This window comes from Pseudomonas sp. WS 5059, assembly GCF_012985525.1.
In the GTDB taxonomy this organism is placed as follows: domain Bacteria; phylum Pseudomonadota; class Gammaproteobacteria; order Pseudomonadales; family Pseudomonadaceae; genus Aquipseudomonas.
In genome coordinates, this window is the sequence record NZ_JAAQWO010000007.1 from 31,364 (window position 1) to 45,586 (window position 14,223).

Below are 14,223 nucleotides of genomic sequence, written 5' to 3' on the forward strand. Positions count from 1 at the left end.
GCGCTCAAAAAGGTGTAGGCCGAGTATCGTCAGCCGTCCTGCAGAGCGGCTCCTGCCAGCCACATAAGGAACGCACTCACAGGCACCTGCCGCTCCCGTCCTGGCACGCACACCGCAACGTAACGCGGACCAAGCAGGCTTACTTCTGGTCTATAGGCCACTAATTCTCCATGCCTGAGGCTGTCGGCGACCAGTACATTGCTTGCCAGCACCAGCCCATGACCAGCAATCGCAGCGCTCAAGGCAAAATACTCATCGTCGAACTCACGCATCTGCGCCGTTTCAAGCCAGGTCTGGCATTCTGCGGCCGCGCACCAGCTTTCCCAGTTGATTGAGAATGCTCCCGGAATTTTCCAGTGTAAGTTGATCAGTTCGATCTGATTTACATTCAACGAGGCCACCAGGCCTGGGGCGCCGTAAACAGAGAATTGCTCTTTCATTAGCTCCTGACAGAACAACTTCGGGTCGTCGCGGCTGACTGAACGAATAGCGACATCGATACTGGAATCACGCAGTAGATCGACTAGTTCGTTACCTGTATCGACCCGCACCTTGACTTGTGGAAAGCTTCGATAGAAACCACCCAGTCGTGGAATTAGCCAGGCAGCGGCCAAGCCCGGCGTAGTGGAAATGGTTAGGGTTTGGGGAACGGTGTCCGGATAAAAAGCCTCCAGGCTGCGGCGAATGTCTAACAAGGCGCGGTGAGTCTGGCGATATAGCAACTCGCCCTCTTCGGTCAATGCGACGCCTTGTCCAGCTCGCTTGAACAGCATCGCTCCGAGGCGGGCTTCCAACATCCTGACCTGGTGGGAAATGGCCGCGGGGGTGACTGAGAGTTCCTCAGCTGCCGCTTTAAAGCTACCCAGTCGCGCAGCCGCCTCGAAGGTGCGCAGCGCGTTCAGCGGAAGAGTCGAAAACACGCATCGTTCCCTAGATGAATTGAATTGATGAATATTTAATTTATCTCATTTTTCTTGGTGTGTACGCAGCGATACCGTCGCAGGTATTCGATCTCCCCACCCTTGGGAAAAAACCATGCAAGGACCTTCGCGAAAAATTCTTCAAGCCATCCTCTATGAATCAATCGCTGTTGCGGTGCTATCGCCTAGCATCTCGTTGATATACGACGAAGGTTTGGCCCATGCGGGTGCGCTGTCGGTGATGTTATCTGTATGCGCGCTGCTGTGGAACGTGCTGTTTAACTACGCTTTTGAACTCTGGGAAGCGCGTCAGCCACAGCGTGCTCGCACGTTGGGCAGACGCTTGCTGCACTCACTGGGCTTTGAGGGTGGGCTAGTTCTAATGTTGGTACCACTGGTGGCATGGTGGCTGGAGATTTCTTGGTGGGCTGCACTGGTCACCGATCTGGGGCTGTTCGTTTTCTTCTTCTTTTACGCGCTGGCGTTTCAGTGGGTCTTCGATAGGATGTTCGATGTACCAAATTCCGCGAAGGGGGAAGTTTCGGTTAACCCATAATTCACGCGGAATCCAGATTCCGCCAATCTGTAGCAGCATTAGGATTTGTCCATGAAAAATGCCACCAGAGCGATTGAGAGCTACATTTTCGGTAAGGACGGAAATCGGCCCGACTTATTGCAACATGCTTTCAGTCTAGACGCAGCTCTTAACGTGCTAGTGCAGAGAGGCAACGTCCTTTTTCCTCCCAACGTCCAGGGGCGCGAAGATATTGCTGAAGTACTAGTACGCAGCTTTAGCCTGCAATATGAGAACGTTTATACATTCTGCCTCGGTGACGCGCCAAAGCCCGACGCCAATGTTCATAAGTGCAAATGGCTGGTTGGCATGTCAACAAAAGCGACTGGGGAGTTACGTGTAGGCTGCGGGGAATATCATTGGATCTTTTCACCGCAAAGCGGCTTGGTCACTCAGCTGTCCATTACCATCGAACACATGTTGGAGTGTCCTTCCCAGCATATGCGAAAAATAATGGACTGGCTTCAAGGGCGCAGCTATCCATGGTGTGAACCTACCGAAATACTTGATTCGGCACCGCCGCTCACTTGCCTCCAGCCGGTTCTTGTCTACGTTGCTACATGACCCCTACTGATATAAACGTACGCGTTTGGCCGATTGCGGACCTCATGATAGGCAGCAAACGGCCAAAAGCAGCCTCTCAACGCGTCGCACATTGACCTCTGCGAAGAAAATCTTTAAGCGCCGCCTGATAGAGCGTCAATGGCTGATTGCCCGTATTGAGAAGTGCAAACGGAATCATCGTCAGATGTGAAAACGACGTGGAGTTTATCGAGTAGGTTTTCTGCCTGCAAAAGCGCTGGTCCTTATTCAATATAAAATCAAACTTGAAAAGGTTTGTCCGCGTACACCAACTGGGGATCAAACCCAGACTCAGACCCGTCAAGTAATCTTGTCCGCAAGCGCCGCCAGATGAGAACTCCGAGATCTTTATTTCTAATGCTGGCAGGCTCGGGGCGGCAAGGCTGGAGTTCTTATCCTGCGCACCGGGAATAACGTTGAGTGTCGCTGCGTATGCGTCCTTGCCGAAGCGACTGTCTTTCCATGGAGAATTTATTGCGTAACTGAAGCTGGAGATAATTTCTTGTGTTTCGGGTTCAACGGGTTCGTTGATTGTCGGCTGGGACGAATAAGATGTGCAGCTGCAACAGAGTATAGCAATGCTGACAAACACAAACCCGTTGGCTATTAAACGACGCATACTCAGTTTTCCCTAATTATCAATTAGCCAACATACCTGTCACTTACTGCCGTATCGCATCTTATCTACACGCCGGACGGCTGAATCAGCAGAACAGGACAGACTGTACACGCGCACTTCGGGAGAGAGAAAAGGCCGCCGCTATGCTCTCTTTGCCCCAACCCAGTGCGAACCCGCGAACGTTGAAGGCAAACGCTGAACGACAACACCTGCCCAAGCTGTCCAGCGGCTCCTATTGGCCGCAAGCTGACGTTGATCATACCGTGCAAAAGCAGGAAAAAGTGGACGTTAGGCACGAGCCTGTTGAAACTGACGTCGAATTGACCCAGAGGCCTATGCCACTGCCCCATCCCGTCAGTAAATATCTAGCGCTGGTAATAGTTCACAGGGTAGGATCCTGGATCAGTAAAGTTTCTGTAACAGGGCCAATCCAGCACTGGCGATAATAATCTCAGGCGATATACACGTTTTACCAGAGGTGAAGTAATGCCGTTAGATAAAGATTGGCAGCCAGGTTTTGGGACTATCTTCACGTGGTTCGCCATGGATCGACATGGGCGTATAGCTGTAATGGTGAATAACTGTTTCGGTCCTATCCCTTCGAGCTTGTTGGCTATTCCAGAGCTAGAGGAAAAACTCGACAGTATAAATGAGTTTATGTGGGAAGAGTCGCGTGAGTTTCAAAGTTATCCAAAAAACAAGGAAGGTCGAACTCTTTTAGATATATATAGTTTTCGCAGGCACCTCAAACCCTCGTCGCGCGACGAAATGGAACGCATAATCTTAGAGAGTTCGAACTTTTATCAAGAGCTCACGGAGTATTCACTTCCATCAATAAAAGGCTTCTATGTTTATCACGCGCTAGAAGATTACGTGTCCAGCGAAGACAATCCGATTGGTTATGAGGGAGACGCGGAAATTGGAGACTACTTTCGATATTTGATTCCAACGGTATGCGCTAGCATCGAAGACTTCCCTGAAGAATTAAGGTCACTAATCGCCGTATCCGACACATTAGATTTCACAGTTGACCGAGCCATATTTAGTATGTCAATCAATCAGAGTTTTAAGCGATCTTTTAATCAACGGAAGTGAAAGATTAGCAGTTTTTAAAAAGTAGTCGTTTCATCGGCTACGCAGTGAAGCGCTCCTGGATTTGTAGACAAACGGAGTGTCAGCTATTGGCCGTTTTCAGTCGGTTGTCACCGGCAGAAATCGGCCAAAAGCGGTCATCGAGAGTCTCCAAAAACAGGAGCGATTCTGGCAGCTGAAATGCAGGGCCGAGATTTGATATCTCAAATTACTGAGCTAGGATCTTGGCTAAATGCCATCACTCGAAAAGGAAATCACCTTGGCCTTACCTGATACCCTCCGCCTCGCTGTGCTCGGTGTTTCAGCGGACACTCCATTTGAAAGTGCATAGAGCAATGTCAATACGAGGGCATTGGATATAAACCCTTTCATTACTCAGAACCATTTAATGATTGAAAATTAAAGTCCGTGAGCCATGGTAAGCGATTACTGGAAAGGGCGTCGAACCGCCTAAAACGGAGTGTCGGTGAGAGGCTGCCATTGATCGAAAGGAGAAACCCCTAAAGCAGGCGTACCAAACACCAACTGCTACGCTGTTCACTCCAAGGAGGAACACCGATGCCGAGCTCAGACCTGCTCCCTTCCCCGCTGTCCAAAATCAACGAAAACCAACTCGCCCTTGAAGCAGCCATCATGGAGCTTACGAACTGGGTTGAACAGTGGGGCCGATATCCAGGCTGGCACAGACCTCGGTAACCGGCTGCCCCTCATCAAGCACCATGCTGGCAGCCTTGAGCTTGAACTCACTCGAATACGATTGACGCATATCCAGACACCTCCGATTTGGGCGCTATCATAGTGCCCGATTGAAGTGTCCAAGATCATTAGGTCACCGGCAAACTCGCCGAACTCCAAGCGATGGCCGACACCAGGAAGAACACCGTCGGCAAGCTCGTCGAGTACCTGCGCAAAAACATAGAGGCCACCGATACAAAAACGATCAGGCGGCCCTTGTTCACGATCACTTTGGCTCTAGCGCCCGAAAAGGTCATCGTCGATAAAGAGGACGATATCCCGGACGACGTCATCGACACCAAAACCGTGTTCTCTCCCGACAAGCGCACCATCACGGCCAACCTCAAGGAAATCCGGGAGCACAACGTAGCCGTACGAAAACGCATGGCCGCCGGTGAAGATGCAGAACACGAACTACTCGAAGAGCCGATCTGGGCGCACCTCGAGCGCGGTGACAGTTCCATACGGATCAAGTAAGACAACAGGGTTTTGTAGCAAAAGTGGCGTTATGACGGCGATCATACACTTCGGGCCAGCTCGGCCTGCACTCATACGCACTTCACTTAAGGATGAGTAACATGAACGATGATTTGAAGCAGTCAGGCTCTACTACCACCTCGCAAACCACCACCTCGTTAGAGCAGGTTAAAACCGGCAGGGTCTTGGATTTCACCTGGGCGCCAAACGCCAACACAACGACCACCACCGTCTCGGCGGACTTTGTCGACTACAAGGTCGACACCTCCCAGGGCAGCCCTACTGGAGACAGCCACTCCATTGCGCGGTTTACCTATGTCCAAGGTAAGGGTGGCGGCCAGATCAGTCAGCTGTTCCTTGAAGAGATGCGTGCCGGCGTACGTGCCAACACCCAGATCGGGCTGATGGTAGGACGCAAATGGGTTCTGGATCCCAACGCTGAAGTATCAGGCAGCATCGGCACCTACGTGGTCGAGCAATTCGATGACATGCGCGCCAGTGTCAATTATGTCGGCGCCTTCGCCCGCGTCTTCGCAGACCCGCGAATGGTCAGCTACCACGCTGGGGGCCACGTACACACCAACGTCTCTATCAGCAGCAGCAGGGCCCTGACCATGGCTGATTCCGGTAAGTCGATCCTGGTCATTAGTGATACTGACGTCACGCTCACCATTGGTGATGACGTGACTGAAGGGTTCAAGGTGAATCTGATCCAGGCAGCCGCCGGCAAGGTCAACATCGCCGTATCGAGCAGCCATGTGATCTACAGCAATGCTGGGAGTCGCACACGCACGCTCAACCCACTGGATGAGCTGGAAGTCAGTACCTTCCCATTCGGCCCGGTGTTCCTGGCCTTCCGGGTCAGACCTACTGCCTAACGATCCATTGCGCGCTGGCAGAGGTGGGTCTTACTGCCAGCGCCGTAATCACCGACAGTCCTGGCTCGCACTGCCGGCCAGCGGAATAGAAGAGGCAGGCTAGTTCGGGAAATTTCAGAGAGCAATGCCGCCCACCCTTCCAAGTATCTGCTGATCAAAAAGTATGGAAAAAGGATGACGAAGGGGATGCTGCGCTTGCGCTGGGACAAGGCACGAGAGATGGCTTGCGAGAAAGCTATCGAACAAGGAGATCCGACGCTCGCCGCGAAGATCGGCGGGTTTCAGTTGCGAGATATTCGACCCAAGGCGGCGTCGGAAATCGTGGATATCGGCAACGCAAGCCTGCTGCTGGGGCAGAGCAATCAGGAAATCACAAAGTGCGTTGACAGAAGGCTCGGCGCCACTACGAAGCCGTCAAAATAGAAAAGTTATGGAACGGTTCCATAAAAATACAAGCCAGCCACAGCCGCCCCCCAGAAACACAAAAGCCCCGCATAAGCCGGGCTTTTGTCTGAATCTTGGCGGGAAACCAGGGACTCGAACCCTAGGAGCGCTATTAACGTTCGTCGGTTTTCAAAACTGGTGATTTTTTCTTTAAATTCAGCAAGTTAACCTTTTTAGCGCTTCCGCATCCCTCCATATTTCGATACGCTGAAAGCTCCACAACTCAAGGGGTGCACATCAGATTGCGGAAATGATTTACTCCCCGCCCCAACGTCCTGCCGACCAGCACACAAACTACCAAATTGCCCACGATTCGTGGCGTTTGTCCTATGGCCCCCCAGCGGCATTTGTAAAAGGCAAAGGGGTAAATACGTCTGAAAGGTAGGATTGATCGGTGAGTCAGCAGAATGAGGGTAAAAATCGCCTCATGAAACGCCCAAGGAGTTATCGCCTGGCCCTCCCGCACCACCTCTATGCATTTATTTTGTGAATAACGCTGCATTCCCCACGTTTTACGTAAAAAATCCTACAACTGATGTAGCAGACAGTTTAATGATGGCTCAACTGTGCAAGATCCCTGAGTTTACCGTTTGGCTAGGGGTATGGATTGTGTGTATTTCTACGTTAAGGATGTCGAGTGCCGAATCAGCCCTCAACCCAACGCCTGTGTTGTATCCAGAGCCTGGGCGTCGCCCTGCTCTGCCTGTGCGCGCTGCCGGCCGCCGCCGATGGGCGGCAAGCGGGCCAGGAAGCGCTGCGCTTGCAGCAGCAACAGCAGCGCGACTTGCAGCAATTACACCTGGAGCAGCGCCAACGGCAGATGCAACGCGGTAGTTTCAGTACGCAAGCGGCCACGCCGGCCTTGCCAACAGACATAGCCAAGGATGAACGCTGCTGGCCGCTAAGTGGCACGCGCCTGGCCGGGGTCACGCTGTTCAGCAAGGCTGAGCTGAACCAACGCATCGAACCCTACGTGGCGCCGTGCATGGGCGTCACCCAGATCAACCGCCTGCTGGCCGAGATCACCCAGCTGTATGTGCAAGCCGGCTATATCGCCAGCCGCCCGTACCTGATCAGCTCGCCAGCGGCCGGGCAGTCGCTGGATATTCACGTCGAAGAGGGCTACCTCGAAGCCATCGAACTGGCCGACCAGAGCCTGCCGGTGTCGTTAGGCGGCGCGTTCCCCGGGATGCTCGGCAAGCCGCTGAACCTGCGCGATTTGGAACAAGGCCTGGACCAGCTCAACCGCCTGCGTTCGGTGGACCTCACCGCCGACATCGCCCCTGGCAGTGAAGCTGGCGCCTCGCGCATCATCCTGCGCTCGCGCAGCACGGCGTCACGCTGGGGGCTGGGGCTTGGAGTGGATAACCTCGGCAGCGCCGGCACGGGGCGTGATCGCAATGCCATCAACCTGAGCCTGGACAGCCCGCTCACGCTCAACGATTCGCTCAACCTGAGCTTCAGCGACACGCTCAATCACGGGCCGCGCTACAGCCGCAGCAACAGCCTGTTTTATTCCATCCCTTACGGGTACTGGACCTACAGCCTGTTCGCCAGCCACAACGAATACCGCTCGCCGTACAAGCTCAGCCGCGCCACGTTTTACAACAGCGGCCGTACCGACCAGGTCAGTTTGCGCACCGACCGCGTGCTGTGGCGCGACCAGGGCCATCAACTCAGCGCCAACCTGCAGCTGGCCTACAAGGACGTCGACAGCTACCTGCAAAAGGTTCGCTTAGGCATCCAGAGCCCGACGCTGACAGTGGCCGAGGCTGGCCTGAATCTGTTCTGGCTCAACAGCGCAGTGTGGAACCTCGACGTCAATTACGCCCAAGGCCTGACATGGTTCGGCGCCGACCGTGATGCTGACCACACGCAAAAAAACCTGCCCCAGGCGCAATTCCATAAGTACCGCGCCAACCTCACCCAATGGCGCAACGGCCAATGGCTGGGGCAACCGTGGCAGTGGCAGAGCCAGCTGTCGGCGCAATACAGCCCGGATGCGTTGCCTGCCATCGAACAACTGCTGGGCACCGACGATTCGGCGGTGCGTGGCTACCGCGAAAACATCGCGTCCGGGGCCATCGGCGCGGTATGGCGCAACACCTTGCGCCTGCCGCTCACCAGCGACCTGCCGGTAAAAATCACCCCGCGCCTGGGCCTGGACAACGGCTGGATTAAGCGCGAACACGGCGCTCAAAGCCAGCGCCTGAGCGGTGCCAGTGCAGGACTCAACCTGAGCTGGAAAAACGTGCAACTGGACCTCGATTACCAACGCAACCTCAACACGCCCACAGGGTTTGGCCAGGAGCGGGAGGTCTGGCTGACGCGCCTTAGCGTGCAGATTTGAGCAACACCTGTTTAGCCTGAGTTTACCGCCGTACCTGACCACCACAGCAGCGTTGCAACGAACAACGCACGTCGCGGATCAGCCAACACAGAGCGAATTTATTTATGCCGACTGACACCCATACGTTTCACCTTTCACCCCAGGGCAAACTGCGCTGGGCCATCGCCAGCCTGTTCCTGCTGCCGCAGCTGGTACTGGCCGGTGGCTTAACCGTCGTCGAAGGGCCTGGCGGTACGCCGCAGCTGCAAAACCAGGGCGGCGTGCCCATCGTCAACATCGTCGCGCCGAATGCCGGCGGCCTGTCCCATAACCAGTTCCTGGACTACAACGTCGACCGCCAGGGCGTGGTGTTGAACAACGCCTTGCAGGCTGGTCAATCGCAACTCGCCGGGCAGCTGGCGGCCAACCCGCAGTTCCAGGGCCAGGCGGCGAGCGTGATCCTCAACGAAGTGGTGAGCCGCAACGCCTCGGCCATCAACGGCGCTCAGGAGATTTTTGGCCGGGCTGCCGATTATGTGCTGGCCAACCCCAATGGCATTTCCGTCAACGGCGGCAGTTTCATCAACACCCCAAATGCCAACCTGGTAGTGGGCCGCCCTGAACTCAACGACGGCAAGCTGCAAGGCTTGAACACTCGCGATGCAAGCGGCCAACTGACGGTGCAAGGCCAGGGCCTGCAAAACGGTGCGGGTTCGATCAACCTGATCGCGCCGCGTATCGACAGCGATGGGCGCCTCAGTGCGCGTGACCAATTGAACCTCACGGTCGGCCGCAATCAGGTCGACTACGCCAGCGGCCAGGTGCGCCAGGTCGACCCGGCGAGCAAAACCCAGGACCAGCGTATCGACGCCCGCCTGTTCGGGGCAATGCAGGCCGGCCGTATCAACATCATCAGCACCGCCGAAGGTGCCGGGGTGCGCGTGGGTGCGGTGCAAGTCGCGGGCCGTGATGGGGTGAAGATCAGCTCGGCCGGCAACCTCGATATCAGCGGCCAGGTCTACGCCAACAGCCTCGACGCCACCCGCGCCGGTGTGCAGAGCCGCCAGGGCGATGTCGACTTGCACAGTGCCAAAGACTTGAACCTCGCCGCCACCGACGTCGGCGGGCGCAACGTCAAGCTCGACGCCGGCCGCAACCTCACCCTCAGCAGCCTGGAAAGCAAAAAACTTCAGGAAAAACGTGAGCAGTGGAACAACAGCAACTTCCTGTTCACCTACGAAACCTATGACCGCACCACCACCGACAAGGACTCGCGTCAGCACGGCAACAACGTCGTTGCACAACAACAGGCCACGCTGTTGTCCGGCGCCAACACCCAGATCAAGGCCAGCAAGGTCGAAGCGGGCGACGCATTGCGCGTCAACAGCGGCGCCGACCTGCAACTGAGCGCCGCCACCGAAACCCACGAAACCCGCGACCAGGGCAAACACCGCAAGCACCTGTGGAAAGCCAACTGGGACAATTCCAGCAGCGAACAGCGCAGCGTCACCAGCAGCCTCAAGGCCGGCAAAGCCCTGGAGCTGACCAGCCAGCAAAAACTGCAACTGCAAGGCGCCGAACTGAAATCTGCGGGCGACATTCAATTGGCCGCTCGGCAAGTCGACATCACCAGCGCCAGCCGTACCCAGCGCAGCAGTGACAACGCTTACTCCGGCGACCTGACTGGCGGCAGTTTCTTCGGCAAGAACGGCGATGGCGATAAGGGCAAGACCCTGAACACCGGCAGCAAGGTCAACGCCGATGGCAAGCTGATCGTCAAGGCGGACGACGTGCGCATCAACGGCAGCCAGGCGCGTGGTGGCCGACAGGCCAGCGTCATCAGCGACAAAGGCTCGCTGGTGATCGACGGCGTGCAAAACACCTCCCACGACAATAGCTACAGCAACGACAGCAAGTTCTTTGGTATCACCAAGGATGAAAGCCGCAAGAACCTCAAGGACAGCACCGTCGTCGCCAGCAACCTGCGCTCGGACAGCAACCTCAAACTGCAAAGTGCCAAAGACATCAGCGTCAGCGGCTCCAAGGTCTCTGCGGCAGGCGAACTGCAAGCGAATGCCAAGGGTGACATCAAAGTCGCGTCGGCTGAAAACACCTCTCACACCACTACCAGCACTCACACGCGGGGTTTCGATGGCTACGCCAAGGAGACCGCCGACGGCACGCGTCAGTACCGCGCGGGTGTGAACTATGCAGACCAGCAGCACGCCAGCAAGACCGACACCACCCAGCAGCAAGCTTCCAGCCTCAGCGGCGGCAGCCTGGCCGTCACGGCCGGTGGCGACGTTAGCATCAAGGGTTCCGAGCTGAAGGCGACCCAGGGCGATGCGACCGTGAGCGGCAAAAACGTCGAGCTATTGGCGACCGATGACAGCACCCGGAGCCAAACCGACACCACCACCACCGCTGGCGGCGTGTATTACACCGGCGGCCTGGACCGAGCCGGCAATGGTGCGCAGTTCAGCCACCAGAGCAGCAATGACACCAGCCACAAAACCACCGCGCAAACCAGCAGCGTGGCGTCGGCCGGCACGCTGACGATCAACGCCGGCAACACCCTGACCAGCCAGGGCGCGCAGGTGAAGGCCGGTTCTGAGTTGCAGGTCAACGCGGCGCAGGTCGATAACCAGGCGGCGCATAACACCGAGACCGGCACCCACAAAGAGAACGGTTGGACCGCCGACGTCGGCGCCAATGTTGAATACAAAGGCATCACCCGGCCGATCGAAAAAGCCGTCAACGGCGTGGCCCAGGCCAAATTCCATCAGCCCGGCCTGCTGGATGCCTTCGAGCAACCGAATGTCGGGCTCGATGTGGAAGTCGGCCATACCAACAAGACCCGCACACAGCAGGACAGTACCGCCGTGGTCAGCCAGTTCAGCGGTGGCACGGTGCAGGTCAATGTCGCCAACACCGTGAAAGATGAAGGCACCCAGTACCGCGCCAGTGAGGGCGGGCTGAAGATCAATGCCGGCGAGCACCTCGCCACGGCGGCCGCCAACACCCACACCAGCAGCGAGCAAAGCGTTGACGCCAAAGTGGGCGTGCGCGTCTACACCACCACCGGTGAAGACTTGAACGTGCGCGGCAATGGCGCAGGCGGCAGCAGCGATGTGCGCGAATCCAGCAGCACGGCGGTGGTCGGCAGCTACGCCGGGACCCAGGGTGTGAACATCGAGACCCAAGGCGACGCGCGTTATGAAGGCAGCCAGTTCAACGGCGGCCAGGCGGGCGTCAACCTCAAAGCCGGTGGCGAATTGGCGCTGAACCAGGCCAGCGATACCCAGAGCAGCACCAATAACAGCCTGCGTGGCAGCGGTTCATTGACCGTGGGCACGGCGCCGGGCAGCAACGGTACGAACGTCAACCTCGGTGCCGGTGTGCAACTGGACGACAAGCGCCTTAACACCCAGGACAGCCAGGCGCGTGTCGCGACGCTGCAGGGCAACGGCCCGATCCAGCTCAGCAGCGGTGGCGACATGACCCTGCAAGGCACCAAGGTCGGCAGCAGCACCGCGAAGACCGGTGACATCAGCCTCAACGCTGGCGGCAAGCTGAACCTGCAAGCAGCCACCGATACTCACGTGAGCAGCGGCAGCAACCTGGGCGGCGGCCTGACGGTCGGTGCCGGCAAGACCAGCAGCGCTGAAAGTAGCGGCACCACCGGCAGCCTGAGCGCCAACTTCAACATCGGCAAAGTCGCCGAAAACGACCAAGGCGTTAGCGTCGGGCAGTTGCACAGCAACGGCAAGGTGAGCCTCACCAGCGGCGCCAACGCGGCGGATGCGATCCACCTGCAGGGGACTCAGGTGGTGGCTGACAGCGTCAATCTGGATGCGCAAAACGGCGGCATCCTGCAAGAGTCGGCGCAATCGACCCAGGCGCATAACAGCTGGGGCGTGACCCTGGGCGCAGGCGGCAGCGGCGGCAAAACCACCCTGGCCGACGCCGGTGAACACGACACCCCCAAGACCCAGCACGGCATCAATGCGCGGGCCAAGGTCGACGTGGATCACCTGCAAGGCACCACCCAGCACGACAGCCTGATCAAGGCGAATAAGGTGGTGATCAACAGTGCCGGTGACACCCACCTGGCCGGCGCGCGGATTGAGGCCGAGCAGGTCAGTGGCAATGTCGGCGGCGACCTCGTCATTGAGAGCCGCAAGGATCAAGTCAGCAGCACCCAAGTCAACGTCGACGCCAAGCTTGATGTCGAGAAAAACCAGCCCGGCGTGGTCAACAAACTGGCCAAGGCCAGCGGCCCGCTCAAGGACAAGGTGCAAGCCAAGGCCGAGGGCGCGTTTGACAAGCACCGCGAAAAGCTCGAGAACGCCGTGGACAAGGGCACCGGGCACCTGGCCTCGGCCAAGGACAGCGTGGTCAACAGCGTTGGTAACGCCAAGGAACGCCTGGGCGAAAAACTCACCCGCAGCGGTAGCTACGACGTGAACCCCGAGCCCCGCGGCGCCTTCGGTACGAGCGTGGACAAGGCCAAGGCTTACCTGGCGGACAAGAAGGATGCCGTGGGTACTCGCCTGTCCGACCTCAAGGAAAAGGCCTGGCCAAAAACCACTGACAGCTACGCCGTCAGCGGCAAAAACACCACCGGCAGTTCGGTGGCCAATACCACCGCAAACGTGCTGTTCGGCGACAAGAGCGGCAACACGTCCTACACCCCGACGTTGAATCTGGACGTCAGCCATGTGGTGAAAGACAGCGTCACTCAAGCGTCGGGCATCCGCACGCAAGGCGTCAACCTGCAGGTGAGTGGCGAAACCCACCTGACTGGCGCCCGGATCAGCGCGGACCAGGGCAAGGTCGACCTGGGTGGTTCCAAGGTGACGGCAACGACGTTGGCCGGCAGCGATTACCGAGCGGATGTCGGGCTGAACCTGTCGAAGTCACCGGTCAACCTGGTGCTGGGCGCCAAGGACGAATTGACCCAGAAACAGGACGACGCCATACGTAAGGATCAAGCCTTCAACCTTGGACCGCTGAGAGTCGGCGGGCACAGTGATCGCCAGGCGTTACAGGCCGGGATTGATCAGCAAACCAATTAACTAGCAATCCACTCGTGGAAGCAGGAGGCTATCCTGCTTCCACTACTGATCGCGTAAACACCAAAATCCGTATGCGTGAACTAGAGTTTTTCTATGTTAACCAACCCTCGCTGAAATCCATCGACTTCCACGAAAAGCACATCTGCGCCATCATCAGCCTACGCTGTTCACTCAAAGGAGGAACACCGATGCCGAACGCTGACTTACTCCCTTCCCTGCTGTCCAAAATCAACGAAAACTAACTCGCCCTTGAAGCAGCCATCATGGAGCTTACGAACTGGGTTGAGCAGCAAGGCGGCACCGAAATGGCCGACAACGTGCGTGGTGCACTGGATACCATCGACCGCAACGAAGAGTTCAACAAGCTGACCCTGGCGGTCCTTATGACGCCTGACTAATCAACAGAGACCGTTAGCTCTTAACGCCCCCACTCCCCGGTCAGAAAGGTGGGACTCTTTCGAGCGCAGCGCTGCGAGAAGCTCATTATCATCAGGA

11 protein-coding genes and 1 pseudogene are annotated in these 14,223 nt (G+C 57.1%); 9 read left to right on the forward strand and 3 right to left on the reverse strand.

What is annotated here, in order from left to right; genetic code table 11:
• Window positions 1–29: 29 nt before the first annotated feature.
• Entirely contained in the window at window positions 30–920 is an 891-nt protein-coding gene (locus HBO12_RS20665) for a LysR substrate-binding domain-containing protein (protein WP_169954324.1), read from the reverse strand.
• A gap of 115 nt (window positions 921–1,035) precedes the next feature.
• On the opposite strand from HBO12_RS20665, the gene HBO12_RS20670 reads away from it, so the two are divergent.
• Both HBO12_RS20670 and HBO12_RS20675 read left to right on the forward strand, forming a co-directional pair.
• Entirely contained in the window at window positions 1,036–1,476 is a 441-nt protein-coding gene (locus tag HBO12_RS20670; RefSeq protein ID WP_169954325.1) for a PACE efflux transporter, read from the forward strand.
• 51 nt (window positions 1,477–1,527) lie between these two features.
• Complete coding sequence (locus HBO12_RS20675; protein ID WP_170043083.1) at window positions 1,528–2,058, forward strand: hypothetical protein; 531 nt, start codon at window positions 1,528–1,530, stop codon at window positions 2,056–2,058.
• Window positions 2,059–2,134: 76 nt separating this feature from the next.
• On the opposite strand, the gene HBO12_RS20680 is transcribed toward HBO12_RS20675, so the two are convergent.
• The gene (locus HBO12_RS20680; protein WP_170043084.1) at window positions 2,135–2,695 is read right to left on the reverse strand and encodes a hypothetical protein; all 561 of its coding nucleotides are present in this window, start codon (window positions 2,693–2,695) and stop codon (window positions 2,135–2,137) included.
• 486 nt (window positions 2,696–3,181) lie between these two features.
• Here HBO12_RS20680 and HBO12_RS20685 point away from each other — a divergent pair, with 486 nt between their 5' ends.
• Window positions 3,182–3,790 (forward strand): hypothetical protein, encoded by a 609-nt coding sequence (locus HBO12_RS20685; protein ID WP_170043085.1) that lies wholly within the window; start codon window positions 3,182–3,184, stop codon window positions 3,788–3,790.
• Between the two features lie 637 nt (window positions 3,791–4,427).
• On the opposite strand, the gene HBO12_RS28625 is transcribed toward HBO12_RS20685, so the two are convergent.
• The gene (locus HBO12_RS28625) at window positions 4,428–4,553 is read right to left on the reverse strand and encodes a transposase (RefSeq protein WP_346343190.1); all 126 of its coding nucleotides are present in this window, start codon (window positions 4,551–4,553) and stop codon (window positions 4,428–4,430) included.
• Between the two features lie 92 nt (window positions 4,554–4,645).
• Here HBO12_RS28625 and HBO12_RS20695 point away from each other — a divergent pair, with 92 nt between their 5' ends.
• The 6 genes and pseudogenes from HBO12_RS20695 to HBO12_RS20720 all read left to right on the forward strand — a co-directional run bounded on the left by HBO12_RS20695 (window position 4,646) and on the right by HBO12_RS20720 (window position 14,126).
• Complete coding sequence (locus HBO12_RS20695; protein WP_170043086.1) at window positions 4,646–4,999, forward strand: siphovirus Gp157 family protein; 354 nt, start codon at window positions 4,646–4,648, stop codon at window positions 4,997–4,999.
• 101 nt (window positions 5,000–5,100) lie between these two features.
• Window positions 5,101–5,877 (forward strand): hypothetical protein, encoded by a 777-nt coding sequence (locus HBO12_RS20700; RefSeq protein WP_170043087.1) that lies wholly within the window; start codon window positions 5,101–5,103, stop codon window positions 5,875–5,877.
• 174 nt (window positions 5,878–6,051) lie between these two features.
• Window positions 6,052–6,300, forward strand: a complete 249-nt coding sequence (locus HBO12_RS20705; protein ID WP_178123783.1) for a site-specific integrase — start codon at window positions 6,052–6,054, stop codon at window positions 6,298–6,300.
• A gap of 685 nt (window positions 6,301–6,985) precedes the next feature.
• Entirely contained in the window at window positions 6,986–8,671 is a 1,686-nt protein-coding gene (locus tag HBO12_RS20710; protein ID WP_178123788.1) for a ShlB/FhaC/HecB family hemolysin secretion/activation protein, read from the forward strand.
• Window positions 8,672–8,775: 104 nt separating this feature from the next.
• Complete coding sequence (locus HBO12_RS20715; protein ID WP_170043089.1) at window positions 8,776–13,728, forward strand: hemagglutinin repeat-containing protein; 4,953 nt, start codon at window positions 8,776–8,778, stop codon at window positions 13,726–13,728.
• 188 nt (window positions 13,729–13,916) lie between these two features.
• Window positions 13,917–14,126, forward strand: a pseudogene (locus HBO12_RS20720) (hypothetical protein).
• Window positions 14,127–14,223: the final 97 nt, after the last annotated feature.

What these genes read in the sequence shown, in the direction of transcription:
- HBO12_RS20670 (WP_169954325.1), top strand. Translation starts at nt 1,036, where the DNA reads ATGCAAGGACCTTCGCGAAAAATTCTTCAAGCCATCCTCTATGAATCA.
- HBO12_RS20675 (WP_170043083.1), top strand. Translation starts at nt 1,528, where the DNA reads ATGAAAAATGCCACCAGAGCGATTGAGAGCTACATTTTCGGTAAGGAC.
- HBO12_RS20680 (WP_170043084.1), bottom strand. Translation starts at nt 2,695, where the DNA reads ATGCGTCGTTTAATAGCCAACGGGTTTGTGTTTGTCAGCATTGCTATA.
- HBO12_RS20685 (WP_170043085.1), top strand. Translation starts at nt 3,182, where the DNA reads ATGCCGTTAGATAAAGATTGGCAGCCAGGTTTTGGGACTATCTTCACG.
- HBO12_RS28625 (WP_346343190.1), bottom strand. Translation starts at nt 4,553, where the DNA reads ATGCGTCAATCGTATTCGAGTGAGTTCAAGCTCAAGGCTGCCAGCATG.
- HBO12_RS20695 (WP_170043086.1), top strand. Translation starts at nt 4,646, where the DNA reads ATGGCCGACACCAGGAAGAACACCGTCGGCAAGCTCGTCGAGTACCTG.
- HBO12_RS20700 (WP_170043087.1), top strand. Translation starts at nt 5,101, where the DNA reads ATGAACGATGATTTGAAGCAGTCAGGCTCTACTACCACCTCGCAAACC.
- HBO12_RS20705 (WP_178123783.1), top strand. Translation starts at nt 6,052, where the DNA reads ATGACGAAGGGGATGCTGCGCTTGCGCTGGGACAAGGCACGAGAGATG.
- HBO12_RS20715 (WP_170043089.1), top strand. Translation starts at nt 8,776, where the DNA reads ATGCCGACTGACACCCATACGTTTCACCTTTCACCCCAGGGCAAACTG.